We start from the raw sequence: 16446 nt of genomic DNA, 5'->3' as shown, positions 1-16446 counted from the left end.
GCTGGGCCGAGGGGGAAAGGCGCTCACGCCGTCAGGAGCGGTTCCCCGTAGTGCTCGACCGTGGGGAACGGCGCGTAGAAGTGGTGCAGCAGCGCCCGCCACCGCTCGTACTCGGCGGAGCGGCGGAAGCCCTCGGTGTGGTCGGCCAGCGTCTCCCACTCCACCTGCAGCAGGAAGCGGGAGCCCTCCCCCTCGTCCACGCACCGGCGCAACTCCAGTGAGCGGAAGCCCTTCTGGACCGAGATCAGCGGCCTGGCCTGCGCGAAGGCGGCGAGGAACTCGTCCTCCCGCCCGGGCCGGACGTCCAGCAGAGCGCTTTCAAGGATCATGGCACCGCATCGTAGGGGGCGGGTGCCGGCGCGGGCTGGCGGGCGGCCCGGGGCCGAGGCCGGGCCGGGGTCAGGGGTCAGGGGGCGACGAAGAGCCGGGGGAAGGCCGGGGCCAGCCAGGGGCGGCGGCCCCAGGCGAGCACCTTGCCGCGCAGCAGGGCTTCGGTGGCGCCGGAGCGGCCCAGCGCGATGAGGAAGAAGGCCACCGGCTCCAGCAGGATCGTGCAGTCCGGGCGGCGCGGCGCCTCCCGGTCCACCGTGGCGGCGCCGTCCGTGAAGGTCACCGCGAACTCCTCCAGGCCGCGCAGCCGCACCCGGTAGCAGGCGTTGTGGCCGGCCGCGGCGCGGGCGTCGACCACCCAGGGCATGGCCGTGCGCAGGAACGGCGTCGTCAGCGCGACCCGGTGCCGGTCCAGCGGGTGCGGCCGGCCGAGGGCGCGGGCGATGTCGTAGAGGTGGGCCAGCATGTGGGTGAGCAGGTAGGCGCCGAGGGTGTCCAGGTCCATCGGGCCGAGCGGGGTCCGGACCGCTTCGGTGCCCTCGCGCCGGACGGACGCCGTCGTGAACTCCCGTGCCCGGTCGGCGATCTGGGCGGCGAGTACGGCCGGGTCGCGCTCGGGCCGGGCGGCCAGCGAGGCGGCGTTCGCGGCGGCCAGCGAGGCCGGGGTGCCGTCCCCGTAGGGCCGTTGCTCGCCGGCGGCCAGGGCGGCCATCAGCTCGTTGGCCATCGCCAGGTGGGCGGCGGCCTCGGCGACCGTCCACTCGGATCCGGGGACCGGGGTGTCGCCGCGGCAGCCGGCGAGCAGGGCGAGGGCCTCGTCGCCGACCGCGGTCACCTCCTTGAGGAGCGCGGTGCGCGGGGCACCGGGCCGGTGCTGCGGGAGGGGCACGTCCATGGTGGTGAACAGTGGCCGACTCCCCCGCCGCTGTCCAGGGTTGCGGCACGCCCGGGAGCCGCGGCCGGCCCCGCCGGGCCCGCCCGGGCGAGGGCGGGCGGACCCGGCGGGGGGCGGTCAGTGGGCGATGATCTGCAGGTTGGCGGTCTGTCCGACGGTGCCGCCGACGTAGAAGGTGTGGCCGTCGGGGCCCAGGGCCAGGCCGGTGAGGCTGTCCTCGTCGAGGTTGCCGGCGCCGTCCGCGGGGACGGGGGCGCCGGTGGCGGTGTCGAGGGCGAGCACCGAGGCGGTGGTCGTGCCGTAGTTGCTGTCGGCGAGGTAGAGCCGGGTGCCGTCGGCGCTGACCTGCGGGTTCTCCAGGGTGTCGCCGCTGCCCGCGGCCTGGAAGGTGGAGGTGACGGTGTCGGTGGCCGGGTCGATGATCGTGCTGGCGCCGGTGCCGAGTTCGGCGAGGCCGAACAGGCGCTTGCCGTCGGGGGTGAACGCCAGGTTGTAGTCCAGGTTGGTGGCGGTGCCCCGGACGGTGGCGGCCACGGCGGGCGCGGTGCCGGCCGCGCTCACGTGCACCACGCCCTGGCTGGTGCCGACGTACACGTCGGCGGTGCCCGGGCGGGCCGCGGGGGCGCCGACGTAGGGGGCCGGGATCTGCACCGAGGTGGTGAACGCCTGCTGGGCGGTGGCGAAGGCCAGGATCCGGCTCTGGCCGTTCTGCCGGTAGGCGGTCGGGCCGCTCTGGGAGACGTACAGGGTGGAGCCGTCGGGGCTGAAGGCCAGTCCGGAGGTCGAGCCCGCGGCCCAGCCGGCCGGGCGGGGCTGGTCGGGCAGGGTGAGGGTGGCGCGCAGGGTCAGCGTGGCGGTGTCCACCACGCTCAGGCGCTGGCCGTCGAGCACGTACAGCCGGGAGCCGTCCGGGCTGAGCGCCGGGTGGGCGCTCCACTGGAGGGTGCCCAGGGCCAGCCGCGCGGTGACGGCGCCGGACTGGGTGTCCACCGCCTTCACGGTGGAGGTGTTGTCGGCCTCGGTCACCGCGACGTAGGCCGTGCCGCCGTCGGGGCTGACCACGGGCACGGCGCCGCGGGCGCCGACGGCGACGGTCGCCTCCGCGCCGGACAGCGGCGCGTCCGCCACGGCGGCGGTGGCAGCGGTGGCGCCGCTCAGGACGAGCAGGGTCGCGGCGGCGGTGGCCGCCGCGGTGGCGGCGGTGCGGCGGGTGGTCGTGCGGGACATCGGTTCCCCCTCATGGAACGTGCGGTGTGTGGTGCCGGGGCAGGCTAGCCGACGCCGGTGACAATCCGATCGACGAACAGGTGACCGTACGATGATCGCCTGCTGTTACAGGATGGTGACGATCCGTCCACAACCTGAGAGCGGGATGAGAACGTCCTTGAGAGGGACAGCGCCCACACGGCACCGGCCGGGCCGCGTGGGCAGGCACCTCCCCGTGGAAGAGGTACTCCTGTGATCGTCTCCAAGCGGAACTCCCTGCGTCTGGCCGCCGTGGCCACCCTCGGCGTGCTCTCCCTCGGCCTGGCGGGCACCGCCGTGGCCGCCACCCCCACCGTCTCCGCGTCCGCCGCGTCCGCCGGGCAGCAGGCCGCCGCACACGCCACCATCACCGCCAAGCCCTCGGTCACCTCCGTCCGGGCCTGGGAGGACTTCCACGTCACCGGCACCACCACCGGCCTCAAGGCCGGCAGCACGGTGACCCTGCAGCAGAAGCAGCACGGCAAGTGGGTCAGCCTGCCCGCCTCCGTGCGCACCGCCCACAACGGCTCCTACGCGCTGCGCGTCAAGCTCGGCATCAAGGGCCTCAACGAGCTGCGCATCGTCAGCGGCGCCACGGCCTCGCCCGTGTTCACCGTGACCGTGCGCTGACCCGCGCCCACCCGCGCCCTGTCGGCCCGGCCGCGCCTGCGGGCGGGCCGGCGGGCGACTGCTCAGGAGGCCGTTCAGGCGGCTGTTCAGGCGGTTCTGCGCCGCTTCCGCCGGTTCGGGAACCCCCTCCTCCCCCGGCCGCCGACAGCATGGGGTGGCCGCAGCGGTCCTCCGCCCCCGGGAACCGGGGGCACCGAGGCGGCGGAAAGGAGTGCACGATGCGCGCACTCACCCACGTGGGCCGGGCGGCGGTGACCGTCACCGCGGCCTTCCTGCTGCTCACCGGCACGGCGACCAGCGCCCAGGCCGCCACCGGAGCGTTCACCTTCGTCTCGCAGGACGGGACCAACGGCGAGATCTTCGACCCGCCCAACGGCCGCTGCCTGCCGATCTCCAACGGGGCCTCGTTCGTCGACAACGAGACGGACACCCCCGCGTTCCTGTACCGCTCCTTCGGGTGCCACGTCCTCTTCACCTCGATGGAGCCCCACACGACGAGGAGCTTCCCCACCAACGGCGGGCCGTTCTTCGTCGAGTTCCTGTAAGCGAGTTGCCGTGAACCAGTACCGGTAGACAAGGAGAACGGGACCCATGCTGAGGATCACCGCGGACGTCTTCTCCGGCCGGCCCGACCCGGTCGCGGACCTCACCGACGAGGCCCGGGCCCGGGCGGCCCTGCGCGAACTGACCCGGGACCGCGAGCTGTTCACCGTCCCCGCCGAGGCGCCGACGGGCGGACTGGGCCTGCGCGGGTTCTGGCTGGAGGCCTTCGACGACGAGCTCGCGCGCGACTTCGGCCTGGGCTCCCGCCTCTACCTCCCGGCGGGCGCGCAGGCGCCCGCCGGGCGCACCGCCGAGGTCGCCGAGCGGCTGATCACCCTCGCGCCCTGGCAGGCGGCCCCCGAGGGGTTCGCCGGGCAGACGCCGCCGGTCGAGGAGTCCTTCCGGGACTTCCTGCTCGGGCAGCTGGCGGGCGGCGGCCGGGTCTCGGCCGCGGACCGGGCCGAGCCGGCGGGCGGGACCGCGGCCGAACAGCCCGAGGTCACCTGCCAGATCGAGTTCGGGGCGTTCAACCCCGGCTTCTGGAACGACGACGCCAACGTCCGCGCCCACAACAACTGCTACAACTACGCCAGCAACTGGCGCACCAACACCTTCGCCCAGCCCGGCCGCGGCTGCGGCCACATGTACAGCCGGATCACCTGCGAGGAGATGACCCGCGCCTCGCTGTGCGACGGGATGCACCACCGCTTCGACTGCTTCCCCGACACCGCGAAGCCGCGCTACCTCACCGCGCTGGTGGTGATCCCCGGCGGCGGGGACTTCCACTGGTACCGGAAGCAGAAGGAGGGCTTCTGGGGCCACAAGCCGGGCTCGACGCCGGCCCGCAACGTCGACAACAGCGGGCACGTGATCTACGACCCGGAGAAGGCCGACCGGGGGCCGTACACCATCTTCTGCGGCTACTTCTACGGCTGCGACAGCCAGCGCCGGCGGATCCGCTGACGGCCCGCCGGCCCGCTGCGACCGTCGAGGTCGACCTCTACAGCGGGCGCCCCAACCCCCGCTACCCGCTGACACCCGCCGCGGCCGCGGAGTTGGGGCGCCGGATCGCCTCCCTGACCCCGGCCCCGGCGCCGGGCGGCGGGCCGGCGGACGGCGGGCTCGGCTACCGCGGGCTGCTGGTGCGGACCTCGCCGGAGGAGGCCGACGCCGCGATCACCGTCGCCGGCGGACTGGTGAGCGTCCGCCGCCCGGACGGCCCGCCGCGCCGTCTCCGCGACCCGGGACGGGTCCTGGAACGGTGGCTGGTCGCCGAGGGCGGGCCGCATCTGCCGCCCGACGTCCTGACGGCGGTGCGCCGGGACCTCGGCTGAGGACCGCGGGCCGGGCGCCGGTCCCTAGAGCATGACCAGGAGCTTGGTGCCGGGGACGAGCTTGCGGTTGACGGACGTGGACTGGACGAAGACGGTGTAGGCGGCGTTGTCGCCGGGCTTGACGGTGGCCTCGGCGGCGGGCAGGCCGAGGAGCCGGCGGGCGGCGGGGCCGGAGAAGACCCGGCCGGTCATCCGGCCGGTGGCCGGGTCCTTCTCGGCGACCGCGAGTTGCTTGTTGCCCTGGATCTTCTCGCGCTTGGAGAGCTCGTAGAAGGCGCAGCCGGTCTTGTAGGGGTGGCCGGCGCTGGTGACGAACTCGCGGATGGGGGTGGCCTGGTCGACCGGGACCAGGATGTACTTGCCGGCGTCGAGGGCGTCGAGGTTGGCGCTGACGTCGGCGGTGCTGAGGTCCTGGCCCATGGCGAAGAGGTTCCTGGTGCCGCGCACGCCCTGTTCGCGGCCGCGCAGGAAGCTCGTGGCGGCGGACTTGACGGTGCCGATGGCCTCTTCGACGCCCTTGCTGGAGTCGGCGTCCCAGATCGCGATGTTGCCGGCGGGGAAGCCGTACTCCTGGGCGGTGCGCTTGGCCAGGGAGTTGGGGACCAGGATGGCGGAGGTCCAGTGGTCGGGCAGGGCGTCCATGGCGTCGCGGATGCGCCCGATCCAGCCGCACAGGACGGCGGTGCCCTGGCTCGCGTTCATCCGGATGTGCATCTGGCCGTTCTGGGAGAAGCCGGAGGCGTTCTCCTCGCCGTCGGTGACGACGACCTGGAGGAAGGAGTGCTCTCCGTAGCCCTCCCAGATGTTCTTGAGGTCGTCGACGGATTTGACGGCCGCCTCGATGAGGGCGGTGGCGCCGTTGTCGACCTGGTAGAGGCCGCGCAGCGAGGGCAGGTGCTTGACGTCCATGTCCCAGACCAGGTTCTGCACTTCGTGGTCGAACGCGTAGAGGCTGATCCGGGTCTCGTGGCCGAGGCGGTCCGACTCCTCCTGCAGCCCCTTGACGAACTCGTCGACGACACGGATGAGTTGGGACTGGTGCTGGCGCATCGAGCCGGACCTGTCGACCACGAGGGAGACGTGGTTGACCTTGTGCTTGATCCTGTTCACGGACATGGCTCTCCCCTGGTTCCGGCGTCAATTCGCGGTGATTCCACACTGATTTCGCGGTGCATTGCGTAATGGATTACGCGGTGCGTTGCGCGGTGCTTTTCGCGGGGCCTTTCGGCGTTCCCTTCAGCGTGGTTTCCACTCTACGGGCGGGCACTGACAATGCGTCGGGGCGGCGGTCCGTACCGGGTGGTCGTCCGGCGACGGCGGGCGGTGCGCCGTATGGGAGGATGCGCGGGTTCACGAACGGTCGAGGGGGGTGTCCGGTGCGTCTTCGTGCTGTCGCGCTGGTGGTGGGTCTTGCGGTGGGGGCGGCCCTGGCGGGGTGTTCCGGTGGCGGTCCGGCGGGCGGTGGTCCGGCGGGTGCGGCGCCGACTCCGCTGCCGACGCTGCACGACGCGCTGCTGACGGCCGCCCGGTTGCCGGCCGGCTTCGAGCTGCTGCCCGACGTCTCCCCCGCACCCCGCCGCCGCGCGCCCGGCGAGCCGATCGCGTCGATGCCGTGCACGGAGCTCACGGTGACGCAGTTGCTGCCGACACACACCCCGAGCCAGGAGCACGTGTCGGTCGGCCTGAAGGGCCCCGCCGCCGACGCCGACGGCATCGACTGGTTCGGTGAGGAGACACTGGACCGGTACGGCCCCGGCAAGGCGGCCGCCGCGATGGCCGACCTGCGCGGTGCGGTGCGGCGCTGCCCCACCTACACCACGGATTTCCCGGACGGCACCTCGGAGCAGGACACCCTGTCCACGGAGGATCCGGGGCTGCCGGGGGACGAGGGCCTGGTGCTGCGGGTCGCCTCACTCTTCCCCGGCGGTACGGATCCGTTCGTCAGTGAGGTGGCCTTCGTCCGGGAGGGCGATGTGATCCTGACGGTCCACAAGGTGGTCGACCAGAAGCCGCTGGCCGGTGTGGAGGCCGTCCTGCCCGCCGCCGTGACGGCGTACCGGGCGGTTCACCCCTCGGCGGGCTGAGCGGGGGTCACTGCTCGTCGGCCAGGGAGAGGGCGTCGGTGACCAGGCGGGTGGCGAACTCCTGGTCGCCGCCGGCGACCCGGTTGACGTACTCCGCGACCAGGGTGGCGGTGGCTTCCAGGGGGTTCATCTCCTCCTCGGTCCAGGGCCCGTACTGGGCACGCCACAGGCTGGGGCTCAGGCCGGTGCCGGCGGCGACGAGCAGGCCGGCCATGGTGGGGACGACCTCGGGGCGGAAGGTCCTGGGCATCATCCGCATGGTGGCGACCAGGGTGGGGACCACGTACTCGATGACGTCCTTGCCGTGTTCCTCGTGGGCGGCCCGCAGCCAGTTCATGTACAGGTAGACGAGGGTGCAGGCGCCTTCCAGCAGGGCGGCGAACTCCTCCGGGCCGGTGGCCGCGACGAGGTAGTCGACCATCTCGCGGTGTTCGGGGTCGGTCCCGGTGCGGCCGTCGTAGAGGGCCTTGAGCCGGGAGTCGATGACCATGAGCGCGGCGCTCACGTCGCCGGCGGGAGCGTACTGGGGGTCGCAGGGCGAGGACACGGGGGCTCCTTCTCCGGGGCGTGGCGACGGCGGGTTCCGTCGGCCGTTCCAGGAGAGCGGACGGGGGCCGGGTCCGGGGGCGGAACCGCCCCGGTGTCACCCGGACGGGAGGCCGGGCCGGCCGGGGTGTTGACGCGGGGCCGGGCGCCGTGGCCGGGTCAGCGTTTGTGGGCGACCCCGGCGTAGAAGGAGACCTGGGCGTCGGTGACGCTGTCCGGCAGCAGGCCGGTGGTGTCGTCGTCGGTGCCGTCCGGGTGCCAGCGGTGGGCGGGGACGATGCCCGGGTCGAGGAGGTCGAGGCCTTCGAAGAAGGTGGCGAACTCGGCCTTGTGGCGCAGCTTCAGGGAGGTGCCGGCCTGGTTGTAGATCTCCTGGACCTTGGTGGCGCCGGGCGGGTCGAGTTCGGCGGTGGCGTGGGAGAGGACCAGGGCGGAGCCGGCCGGCAGCGGGTCGAGGAGCTGCTTGACGATGGCGTGGGCGTCGTCGAGGTCCGGGACGAAGTGGAGCAGGGCGACCATCGACAGCACGACCGGGCGGGTGAGGTCGAGGGTCTGGGCGACCTGGGGGGTGGCCAGGATCGAGGCGGGGTCGCGGACGTCGCCGTGGACGTAGGCGGTGCGGCCCTGGGGGGTGCTGGTCATCAGGGCGCGGGAGTGGGCCAGGACGACGGGGTCGTTGTCGGCGTAGACGACCCGGGCGCGTGGTTCGACGCTCTGGGCGACCTCGTGGAGGTTGGGCGAGGTGGGGATGCCGGTGCCGATGTCCAGCCACTGGCACAGGCCGCGTCGGGCGAGGGCGCGGGTGGCGCGGTGCATGAAGGTGCGGTTGGCCCGCACGGCGGTGCGCATGGTGGGGAAGACGGTCAGGACCCGCTCGGCGGCTTCGCGGTCGACGGCGAAGTTGTCCTTGCCGCCGAGGAAGTAGTCGTACATCCGGGCGCTGTGCGGGATGTCCTGGCGTATCTGCGGCGCGGGCGGCTCGTCGGGGTCGGGCCCGGTCGCGGTCATCCAGGTCTGCGCCCCGGCGTCTTCCGTGCTCATCCGCGCCCCTTCGTGATCAGATCATCGGACCGGGGCAGTCTAGCCAACTCGTCGGTGGGGCGCGGGAAGACGGCCGAGGTCCCCTCCGGGCCGGGGGGCGGGAACGGGGGACGGGGGCGAGGGCGAGGGCCGGGGCTCGGCCGTACCGGGCATCTTCCGTCGCGTCGGGCGGCAGGTCGCGTGCGGGTGGCGCGGGGATGTGGCAGTCAGGAGTTCCCCCTCGGTTCCCCCCTCGCCGAACGGAGTCCCCGTGCGCCGACGCCGCGGTGTCCTGCTGACCGCCGCCCTGCTGGCCCTGCCCGTCGCCGGGCCCTCGCGCGCCGCCCCGGCGCTCCCCGCCGGGTGGGAGGCGCAGGGGCAGTGCGGGGTGGTGCGCAGCGGTGAGGTCCCGCTCGGCGGGGCCGAGGTGACGCTGTACCAGGCCGGGCAGGGCGAGGGCGGGCGGCCTCGGGTGCTGGCCCGGGCGCGCGGCGGGGCGGACGGGCGGTTCGTCCTGGACTACCGGCGTCCGCGCGACCCGCGGGCGGTGCTGTACGTGCTGGCCGGCGTCGGCCCTGGGGCGGGCGGCGCCGGGGCAGGCGGCGAGCGTCGGACTCCGGACGGGGCGGGCGGGTGGGAGGCCGACGGGCCGGTGGCGCTCGCGGCGGTGCTCAGCGGTGCCGGGGCCCCGCCCGAACTCGTCGTCAACGAGCGCACCACCGTGGCCGCGGCCTACGCCCTGGCCCGGTTCACCGGCCCGGACGGGGTGGCCGGCCCCTCCCCCGGGCTGCCGAACGCGGCGGCCGTCGCGCACAACCTGGCCGACACCGGCACCGGCGGCGTCGCCGCGCTGCTCGCCGCCCCGCCCAACGGTGAACTCACCTCCACCCTGGCCGAGTTCAACACCCTGGCGAACCTGCTGGCCTCCTGTGTCGACGACACCACCGGCGGCTCCTGCGACCGGCTGCTGGACCTGGCCCGGCGCCCCGGCCGGGAGCGGCCGCGCGACACCCTGCGGGCCGCCGTGGACATCGCCCGCGACCCGGGCCACGACGTGGCCGCGCTGTTCGCGCTGGCCGGCACCGCCGAGCGCTACCGGCCGGCACTGTCCGCCGCCCCCGACGCCTGGACCGTGGCGCTACGCTACGACGGCGACGGCCACGAGCTGGACGGCCCCGGCAACCTGGCCTTCGACGCCGACGGCAACGCCTGGGTCAGCAACAACTACCGCTACGGCCCGGACCCGGGCGTCCCGGTCTGCGGCGGCGACGCCGTGCTCAGGTTCACCCCCGACGGGCGGGACGCCCCCGGCGCCCCCTACCGGGGCGGCGGCCTGTACGGCGCCGGATTCGGCGTCACCGTGGACGCCCGGGGCACCGCCTGGGTCGCCAACTTCGGTTTCCAGGGCACGGGTTGCCCGGTCGACCCGAAGCCGCTGGAGCGCAGCGTCTCCCAGTTCGCCCCGGACGGCACCCCGTTGTCCCCGCCCAAGGGCTGGCGCGGCGCCGGGATCGTCCAGCCCCAGGGGATGGCCGCCGACCGGGCCGGCACCGTGTGGGTCGCCAACTGCGGTACGGACGGCGTGGCCCGGATCCCGGACGGCGACGCCACCCAGGCCAGGGAGATCGCGACTCCCGGGCTGCACAAGCCCTTCGGCGCCGCCGTCGACCCGGCCGGGCGGCTGTGGGTCACCGGCAACGGCAGCGACAGCGTCCAGGTCCTCGCCCCCGACGGGACCGTGGAGCGCACCGTCACCGGCGCCGGTCTGCGCCGCCCGCTCGCGGTGGCCACCGACAGCCGGGGCAACGCCTGGGTGGGCAACAGCGGCATCCTGCCGGTGCCCTGCGGCGACAGCACCGCGGCGGACCTCGCGGCCGCGCTGGCCGGCGAGGACGGCCCGCGTCCGGGGGCCTCGGTGACCATGATCGGGCCGGACGGGAGCACGCCCGCCGAACCCTTCACCGGCGGCGGCCTGTTCCTGCCCTGGGGCGTGGCCGTCGACGGGGACGACACCGTGTGGGTGGCCAACTTCGGCGGCCACCGCGTCGCCCGGCTGTGCGGGGTAAACCTGTCCGCGTGTCCGCCCGGGGTGCGCACCGGTGAGCCGATCTCGCCGCCCGGCACCGGGTACACGAGCGACGGGCTGGAACGCAACACCGGTGTGCAGATCGACCCTTCGGGCAACGTCTGGCTGGCCAACAACTGGCGCACCGTCCCCGTTCCCGCCAATCCGGGCGGGCACGAGCTGGTCGTCCTGGTCGGGGCGGCCGCGCCGGTGGCCGCGCCCCGGCTCGGCGGGGGCTGACCCGTCCCGGGGCGGGGACGGCGCCCGGGGCCGTCGGGGCGACTACCCGCCGGTACGGCCGGGTGGGCCCATACCCGCGGGAACACTGCGCCGGTTCGGCGCACCGCCGCGCAGGAGACCCCGGGAGCCGTCCATGCCGCCGTCCGCCCGCCGCGTCCTCCCGGCTTCCGCGCCGCCGCCCGCCCGGCGCTCGGGCCTGCGCCGGCTGGGCGAGTGGTGCGCGCGCCACGGCCTGGTCGTCGTCGTGCTGTGGATCGTCGCCCTGGCCGGTGTCCAGGCCGCGAACCGGGCCTTCGGCGGCACCTACTCGGACGACTTCTCGCTGCCCGGCACCCAGGCGCAGCAGGGCCGGGACGTGCTGCTGGCGCACGAGCCGGCCGCCGCGGGCACCAGTTCGCAGGTGGTGCTGCACGACGCCGCGCAGCTGGGCGGGTTCCAGCCGCAGATCGCCCAGGCGGTGGCCTCGCTCCAGCAGTTGCCGCACGTGCTGTCGGTGCAGAGCCCGCTGCCGCCGCCCGGGCAGGGGGCCGTGCCGGGCGGGCCGCTGGCGCCCGACGGGCTGACCGGGTACATCACGGTGCGCTTCGACACCATGCCCGCGCTGCTGGGCCGTGACTACCTGGGCGGGGTGGACGCCGCCGTCGCCCCGCTGCGCGCGGCCGGGGTGCAGGTGGAGTACGGGGGCCCGCTGGGCGAGCTGGCGCGTCCGCCGGCGGACGACCGTTCCAGCGAGGTGATCGGCTTCGCGGTGGCGGTGGTGGTGCTGCTGGTGGGCTTCGGCAGCGCGATCGCGGCCGGGCTGCCGCTGCTGACGGCGCTGATCGCGGCGGTGGTGGGGCTGGGGGTGCTGGGGCTGGTCGCGGCGCTGTCCACCTTCGCCACCGTGGCGCCGACCCTGGCGACCATGATCGGCATCGGGGTGGGAATCGACTACGCGCTGTTCCTGCTGACCCGGCACCGGCAGAACCTGATGGACGGCGTGGACCCGGTCGCCTCCGCCGGCCAGGCGGTGGCCACCAGCGGGCGGGCGGTGCTGGTCTCCGGCTGCACGGTGATCATCGCGCTGTCCGGGCTGTCGGTGTCGGGCATCTCCTTCATCGCCAAGCTCGGCGCGGCGGCGGCCGTCACCGTGGTCTCGGCGGTGCTCGGCGCGCTGACCCTGCTGCCCGCGCTGATGGGGCTGATCGGGACGCGGATGGACCGCTTCGCGGTGCGCCGTCCGATCGCCGAGGCCGGGGGCGGCGGGGAGGGCGGCGGCAGCTGGCACCGCTACGCCCGGCGGGTCGAGGCGAGCCCGTGGCGGTACCTGGTCGCCGGGGTGGTGGCGCTCGGGGTGCTGTCGATCCCGCTGTTCTCGATCCAGCTGGGCCACATCGGCGACGGCGCCGACCCCACCGGCTTCACCGACCGGCGCGCCTACGACCTGGTCGCCCAGGCCTTCGGCCCGGGCGCCAACGCGCCGCTGACCGCGGTCGTCGACCAGAGCGCGGTGCCCGCCGGGGCGCGGGCGGGCGTGCAGGGCGCGGTGCAGCAGGCCCTGGCCCACCTGCCCGGCGCCGCCTCCAGCACGCCGGTGCAGACCAGCCCGGACGGCGCGGTGCTGTTCGCCACCGTCATCCCGGCGGGCGCCCCGCAGGACCGGTCCACCACCGAGCTGGTGGACCGCCTGTCGGACACCGTGCTGCCGGACGCGGTGGCCGGCACCGGCGCGAAGACCTACGTCACCGGCACCACCGCGGCCCAGGTCGACTTCCTGGACATCGTCTCCGGCCGGCTGGTCCTGATCATCGCGGTGGTCGTCGCGCTGGCGTTCCTGATCATCCTCGTGGTCTTCCGCGGCCTGCTGGTCGCCGTCAAGGCCGCGGTGCTGAACCTGCTGTCGATCGCGGCCTCGTACGGGGTCGTGGTGGCGGTCTTCCAGTGGGGCTGGGGCGGGCCGGCGCTCGGCGTGGCGGGCACCGTCCCGATCGAGAGCTACGTGCCGATGATGATGTTCGCGATCGTCTTCGGGCTGAGCATGGACTACGAGATCTTCCTGCTCTCGCGCGTCCACGAAGCCTGGCTGCGCACCGGCCACAGCCAGGACTCCGTCGCGCACGCCCTGGAGATCACCGCCCGGGTGATCACCTGCGCCGCGCTGATCATGGTCAGCGTGTTCGCCGCGTTCATCGTCAGCGACAACGTGGTGATCAAGATGATGGGCCTGGGGCTGGCCGTCAGCGTCCTGGTGGACGCCACGATCGTGCGGCTGCTGCTGGTCCCGGCGGTGCTGACGCTGCTCGGCCCGGCCGCCTGGTGGACCCCGCGCTTCCTGGACCGGATCCTGCCGCACATCGACACCGAGGGCACCGGCGAGCGGGCGTAGCGGGCGTCAGTTCCCCTGCCTGCCGGGCCCGGCCGCCCCGGCGTCGGTGCCCAGGTGCGCGGGCGGGCGGACCGCGGTCGTGTGCCGGGCGAGCAGGGCGCGCAGCGCGGCGGGGTCGGCGGCGGCGCGCTTGGGCAGCACCATCAGGCACGAGCCGCTGCGGTTGAGCACCAGGAACAGGTTCTCCGTCTCCAGCAGGCGCGGCACCCTGGCCCAGGGCAGGGCCACGGTGCCGCGCCCGTCGACGACGCTCACCCCGGTGCCGTCCACCAGCACCGTGCGGGGCCCCCGCCGGGCGACCCGCCGCCGCGCCGACCGCACCTGCAGCCGCGGGGCGAGCGCCGCGAGCGTCACCAGCACGACCGCCGGCAGCGCGCTCGCCGCCTCCACCCGGCCGTCCGCCAGGTCCGTCGCGCAGCCGAGCACGGCGAAGCCGGCCGCCGCCCACCAGGCGATCCGCACCGCGCGGCCCACGGTGGTGTGCCGCGCCTGGGCGGCGAAGGCCTCCCGGAAGTCCTCCCCCGTCGGCGTGTACGCCAGCTCCGTCCGGTCCTGCTCCACCGCTGCTCCCTTGATCCACTTCTTCGGTGCGGCGGATGCTAGCAAAGGGTTCGCAAAGCGGTGCGTCGGCCCCGTCCGCCGTCGGGCCCGCCCCGGGGCCCGGCGGGGGGCCGCGCGGCGGGATCGGTTACGGTCGACGGTCCGGCCGTGCCGGGGCGGGGCAGGGGATCAGTGCGAGGGAGGGCCGGACGGTGGCCGCAGCGACGGGAGCCGCGACGATCGGCAGCGTGTTCCGGGGCGAGGGCGTGCCCGTGAGGGAACGGTTCGACTGCTGGCGGGAGCTGCTCGCGCGCACCCGGGCCAGCGACATGACCAGCGTCCACGCCGACGACTTCCGGGCGGAGATGCGGCGCCTGGAGCTGGGGCCGGTCACCCTGCTGCGGTCCTCGTTCCCGCCGACGCGCTTCCGGCGCACCGCCGCCCTGGTGCGGCGCACGGACCCGGAGGTGTACCACCTGACGATGCCGCTGGACGGCGGGCTGGCGCTGACCCGCGGCGCCGGGGACCGGACCCGCACCTTCGGGCGCGGCGACCTGTACCTGGTCGACAGCTCGACCCCGTACGACGTGCGGGCCCTCGGGGTGCCGGCCCCGGGCCGTCCGGAACGCCGGACCGAGGCCGTGGGCATCGACTTCCCCGCCGCGCTGCTGCCGCTGCCGCCGCAGCGGCTGCGCGAGGTGCTGGGCCTGGGGTTCTCGGTGCGGGCGGGCTCGGCGGCGCTGCTGTCGCAGTTCCTGCTCGGGCTGGACCGGCAGGCCGCGGCGCTGGGACCGGACGAGGCGGCCCGGATGGGCGCGGTGACGGTCGACCTGGTGGCCGCCTGGCTGGCCCGCGAGCTGGAGGCCGAGGCCGTCCTGCCCGAAGAGGCCCGCCACCTCGCCCTGGCCCAGGAGGTCCGGGCCTTCGTGCGCCGCAACCTCCACGACCCCGACCTCACCCCGGCCGTGATCGCCGCCGCCCACCACGTCTCGGTCAGCCACCTCCACCGGGTCTTCACCTGCCAGTCGCAGGGCCGCACCCTGGCCGCCTGGATCCGCGAACGACGCCTGGAACAGGCCCACCGCGAACTCGCCGACCCCACCCGGCGCACCACCCCCGTCCAGACCGTCGCCGCCCGCTGCGGCTTCGCCCGGGCCGACGACTTCAGCCGCGCCTTCCGCACCGCCTACGGCCTCTCACCCCGCGAACACCGGCAACAGGCCCTGGCCGGCGGCCGTCCGGGCGGCGCGTGACGGGCCGTGGACGCAATGCCAAGGAAGCGGAGACGCAGTGCCAACACCGCGGGCCGCCGTCCTGGCATCCTCCACGAGGTACACCGCGATACGCCAGGGCCGTTCGACCTGGCGCGGCGGTGTGCCGGTGGCCCGGCACGCCACGGGGGAGCGTGCCGGGCCATCGGGGCCGACTGTCAGCCGCCGACCGCTAGCCGCGGTAGCGGTAGCGGATCCGGCCACGGCTGAGGTCGTAGGGGCTGAGCTCCACGAGCACCCGGTCGTGCGGGAGGATCTTGATGTGGTTCTTGCGGACCTTCCCGCTGATGTGGGCGAGCACGATGTGCCCGTTCGGGAGTTCCACCTTGAAGTTGGCGTTGCGCAGGCACTCGATGACGGTGCCCTCCACTTCGATGCCGTTCGCTGTCTTGGTCATGGTCCTCGACCTCTTCGTTCGGTTGTTTCGGCTGTTTCGGCTGTTTCGGTTGCGGCGGTTGCCTCGGTTGCGGCGGTCGGCTGCGGCCGGTGTCAGTGGCGGACGAGTTCCAGGATGCTGCCCGTACGGCGGGCGTGGATGCCTTCGAGGAGCGCCAGGGCGGCCCCGTTGGACTCCGCCGCCTCGGCCCAGGCCGTCGCGGTGCCGCCGCGGTGCAGCTCCTCCAGCGCGTGGGCCAGCAGCGCCCGGGCGATGCCGCGGCGGTGCAGCTCGGCGCGCACCGCGAGCAGGCCGATCCGCGGCCGGCGCGGCGGTGACACCCGGATCAGGCCCACGTAGCGCCCGCCCTGACGGGCCACCGCGTACTTCGAGGGGTCGGCCACCAGGGCCCCGGCCGGGCGGGGCAGCACCTGGGCCGGCATCGCCGGCCAGCCGGCGCCGGCCTCCACCTCCGCCCGGACGACGTGCTCCAGTTCCCGCAGCGGGCCCTCCTCGGCCCGGCCGGCGGGCAGGATCACCACGCCCTCCGGGGGCCGCGTCCGGGCCAGTCCGGTGACCTGCGGGTCGGTGGGCACCAGGTGGACCCACTCGCGGCGCGCGGCCGTGAAGCCGGCCCGCCGCCAGGCGGACACCGCCTCGGTGTCGGCCTCGTCGGCCACGGTGTGCAGGGGTTCGGGCAGGTCGGCCCGCATCGCGTCGGCGAGCCGGTCGAAGACCGTCTCCTGCCATGCGTCGACGCTGACGAACAGCCGCCCGTCGGGCCGGCGCGACGCGTCGCCGCGGCCGACCACCAGGCCGTCCGCGACGGCCTGCCACTCGGTGTCCGAGACGCGCGTGACGGCGGCGGGGGCGTGGTCGCCCCGGGGGGAATGCGCGGAGTTCACGGTGTTGCCTTTCGGAAGTGCCTTGTCTGAGGCGCTCCCGGGCGACACCAACGTCAA

General features: G+C 74.8%; 17 protein-coding genes. 8 read left to right on the top strand and 9 right to left on the bottom strand.

Annotated elements, in window-relative coordinates:
* Positions 1–23: 23 nt before the first annotated feature.
* From ACIP4P_RS27185 to ACIP4P_RS27175, 3 genes are all read right to left on the bottom strand, one after another.
* The gene (locus ACIP4P_RS27185; protein WP_400922747.1) at positions 24–329 is read right to left on the bottom strand and encodes an antibiotic biosynthesis monooxygenase family protein; all 306 of its coding nucleotides are present in this window, start codon (positions 327–329) and stop codon (positions 24–26) included.
* A gap of 77 nt (positions 330–406) precedes the next feature.
* Positions 407–1225: a maleylpyruvate isomerase family mycothiol-dependent enzyme gene (locus ACIP4P_RS27180; protein WP_400922745.1), complete on the bottom strand. Its 819-nt coding sequence runs from the start codon at positions 1223–1225 to the stop codon at positions 407–409.
* 117 nt (positions 1226–1342) lie between these two features.
* On the bottom strand, positions 1343–2452 hold the full coding sequence (locus ACIP4P_RS27175; protein ID WP_400922743.1) for a YncE family protein: 1110 nt from the start codon (positions 2450–2452) through the stop codon (positions 1343–1345).
* A 231-nt stretch (positions 2453–2683) separates the two neighbouring features.
* On the opposite strand from ACIP4P_RS27175, the gene ACIP4P_RS27170 reads away from it, so the two are divergent.
* From ACIP4P_RS27170 to ACIP4P_RS27155, 4 genes are all read left to right on the top strand, one after another.
* Positions 2684–3100, top strand: coding sequence for a hypothetical protein (locus ACIP4P_RS27170; protein WP_400922741.1), 417 nt, complete (start codon positions 2684–2686; stop codon positions 3098–3100).
* Positions 3101–3318: 218 nt separating this feature from the next.
* The gene (locus ACIP4P_RS27165) at positions 3319–3645 is read left to right on the top strand and encodes a hypothetical protein (protein ID WP_400922739.1); all 327 of its coding nucleotides are present in this window, start codon (positions 3319–3321) and stop codon (positions 3643–3645) included.
* Positions 3646–3691: 46 nt separating this feature from the next.
* Positions 3692–4606 carry a hypothetical protein gene (locus ACIP4P_RS27160; protein ID WP_400922738.1) on the top strand — a complete coding sequence of 305 codons (915 nt, stop codon included), beginning with the start codon at positions 3692–3694 and terminating at the stop codon, positions 4604–4606.
* Between the two features lie 92 nt (positions 4607–4698).
* Positions 4699–4977, top strand: coding sequence for a hypothetical protein (locus tag ACIP4P_RS27155; RefSeq protein ID WP_400922735.1), 279 nt, complete (start codon positions 4699–4701; stop codon positions 4975–4977).
* Positions 4978–5001: 24 nt separating this feature from the next.
* On the opposite strand, the gene ACIP4P_RS27150 is transcribed toward ACIP4P_RS27155, so the two are convergent.
* The gene (locus ACIP4P_RS27150) at positions 5002–6093 is read right to left on the bottom strand and encodes a VWA domain-containing protein (RefSeq protein WP_400922732.1); all 1092 of its coding nucleotides are present in this window, start codon (positions 6091–6093) and stop codon (positions 5002–5004) included.
* Between the two features lie 260 nt (positions 6094–6353).
* On the opposite strand from ACIP4P_RS27150, the gene ACIP4P_RS27145 reads away from it, so the two are divergent.
* Entirely contained in the window at positions 6354–7061 is a 708-nt protein-coding gene (locus tag ACIP4P_RS27145) for a hypothetical protein (protein WP_400922729.1), read from the top strand.
* A 7-nt stretch (positions 7062–7068) separates the two neighbouring features.
* Here the strand turns inward: ACIP4P_RS27145 and ACIP4P_RS27140 are convergent, their stop codons facing one another.
* Entirely contained in the window at positions 7069–7608 is a 540-nt protein-coding gene (locus ACIP4P_RS27140; protein WP_400922726.1) for a hypothetical protein, read from the bottom strand.
* 158 nt (positions 7609–7766) lie between these two features.
* Entirely contained in the window at positions 7767–8648 is an 882-nt protein-coding gene (locus ACIP4P_RS27135) for an SAM-dependent methyltransferase (protein ID WP_400922723.1), read from the bottom strand.
* 250 nt (positions 8649–8898) lie between these two features.
* On the opposite strand from ACIP4P_RS27135, the gene ACIP4P_RS27130 reads away from it, so the two are divergent.
* Together ACIP4P_RS27130 and ACIP4P_RS27125 are read left to right on the top strand one after the other, a co-directional pair.
* Positions 8899–10932 carry an NHL repeat-containing protein gene (locus ACIP4P_RS27130; RefSeq protein WP_400922720.1) on the top strand — a complete coding sequence of 678 codons (2034 nt, stop codon included), beginning with the start codon at positions 8899–8901 and terminating at the stop codon, positions 10930–10932.
* Positions 10933–11065: 133 nt separating this feature from the next.
* Positions 11066–13297: an MMPL family transporter gene (locus ACIP4P_RS27125; RefSeq protein ID WP_400922717.1), complete on the top strand. Its 2232-nt coding sequence runs from the start codon at positions 11066–11068 to the stop codon at positions 13295–13297.
* Positions 13298–13303: 6 nt separating this feature from the next.
* Here ACIP4P_RS27125 and ACIP4P_RS27120 read toward each other — a convergent pair whose 3' ends face one another.
* Positions 13304–13858: a YcxB family protein gene (locus tag ACIP4P_RS27120; protein ID WP_400922714.1), complete on the bottom strand. Its 555-nt coding sequence runs from the start codon at positions 13856–13858 to the stop codon at positions 13304–13306.
* 218 nt (positions 13859–14076) lie between these two features.
* Here ACIP4P_RS27120 and ACIP4P_RS27115 point away from each other — a divergent pair, with 218 nt between their 5' ends.
* Positions 14077–15090: an AraC family transcriptional regulator gene (locus ACIP4P_RS27115; protein ID WP_400922822.1), complete on the top strand. Its 1014-nt coding sequence runs from the start codon at positions 14077–14079 to the stop codon at positions 15088–15090.
* 190 nt (positions 15091–15280) lie between these two features.
* Here the strand turns inward: ACIP4P_RS27115 and infA are convergent, their stop codons facing one another.
* Entirely contained in the window at positions 15281–15505 is a 225-nt protein-coding gene (infA, locus tag ACIP4P_RS27110; RefSeq protein ID WP_350513777.1) for a translation initiation factor IF-1, read from the bottom strand.
* A 92-nt stretch (positions 15506–15597) separates the two neighbouring features.
* Complete coding sequence (locus ACIP4P_RS27105; protein WP_400922710.1) at positions 15598–16389, bottom strand: GNAT family N-acetyltransferase; 792 nt, start codon at positions 16387–16389, stop codon at positions 15598–15600.
* Between the last annotated feature and the right edge of the window lie 57 nt (positions 16390–16446).

This window comes from Kitasatospora sp. NPDC089509 (assembly GCF_044749365.1).
Lineage (GTDB): Bacteria > Actinomycetota > Actinomycetes > Streptomycetales > Streptomycetaceae > Kitasatospora.
The sequence above is the reverse complement of the archived record's forward strand: the minus strand, read 5'-3'. Positions and strand labels throughout refer to the sequence as shown.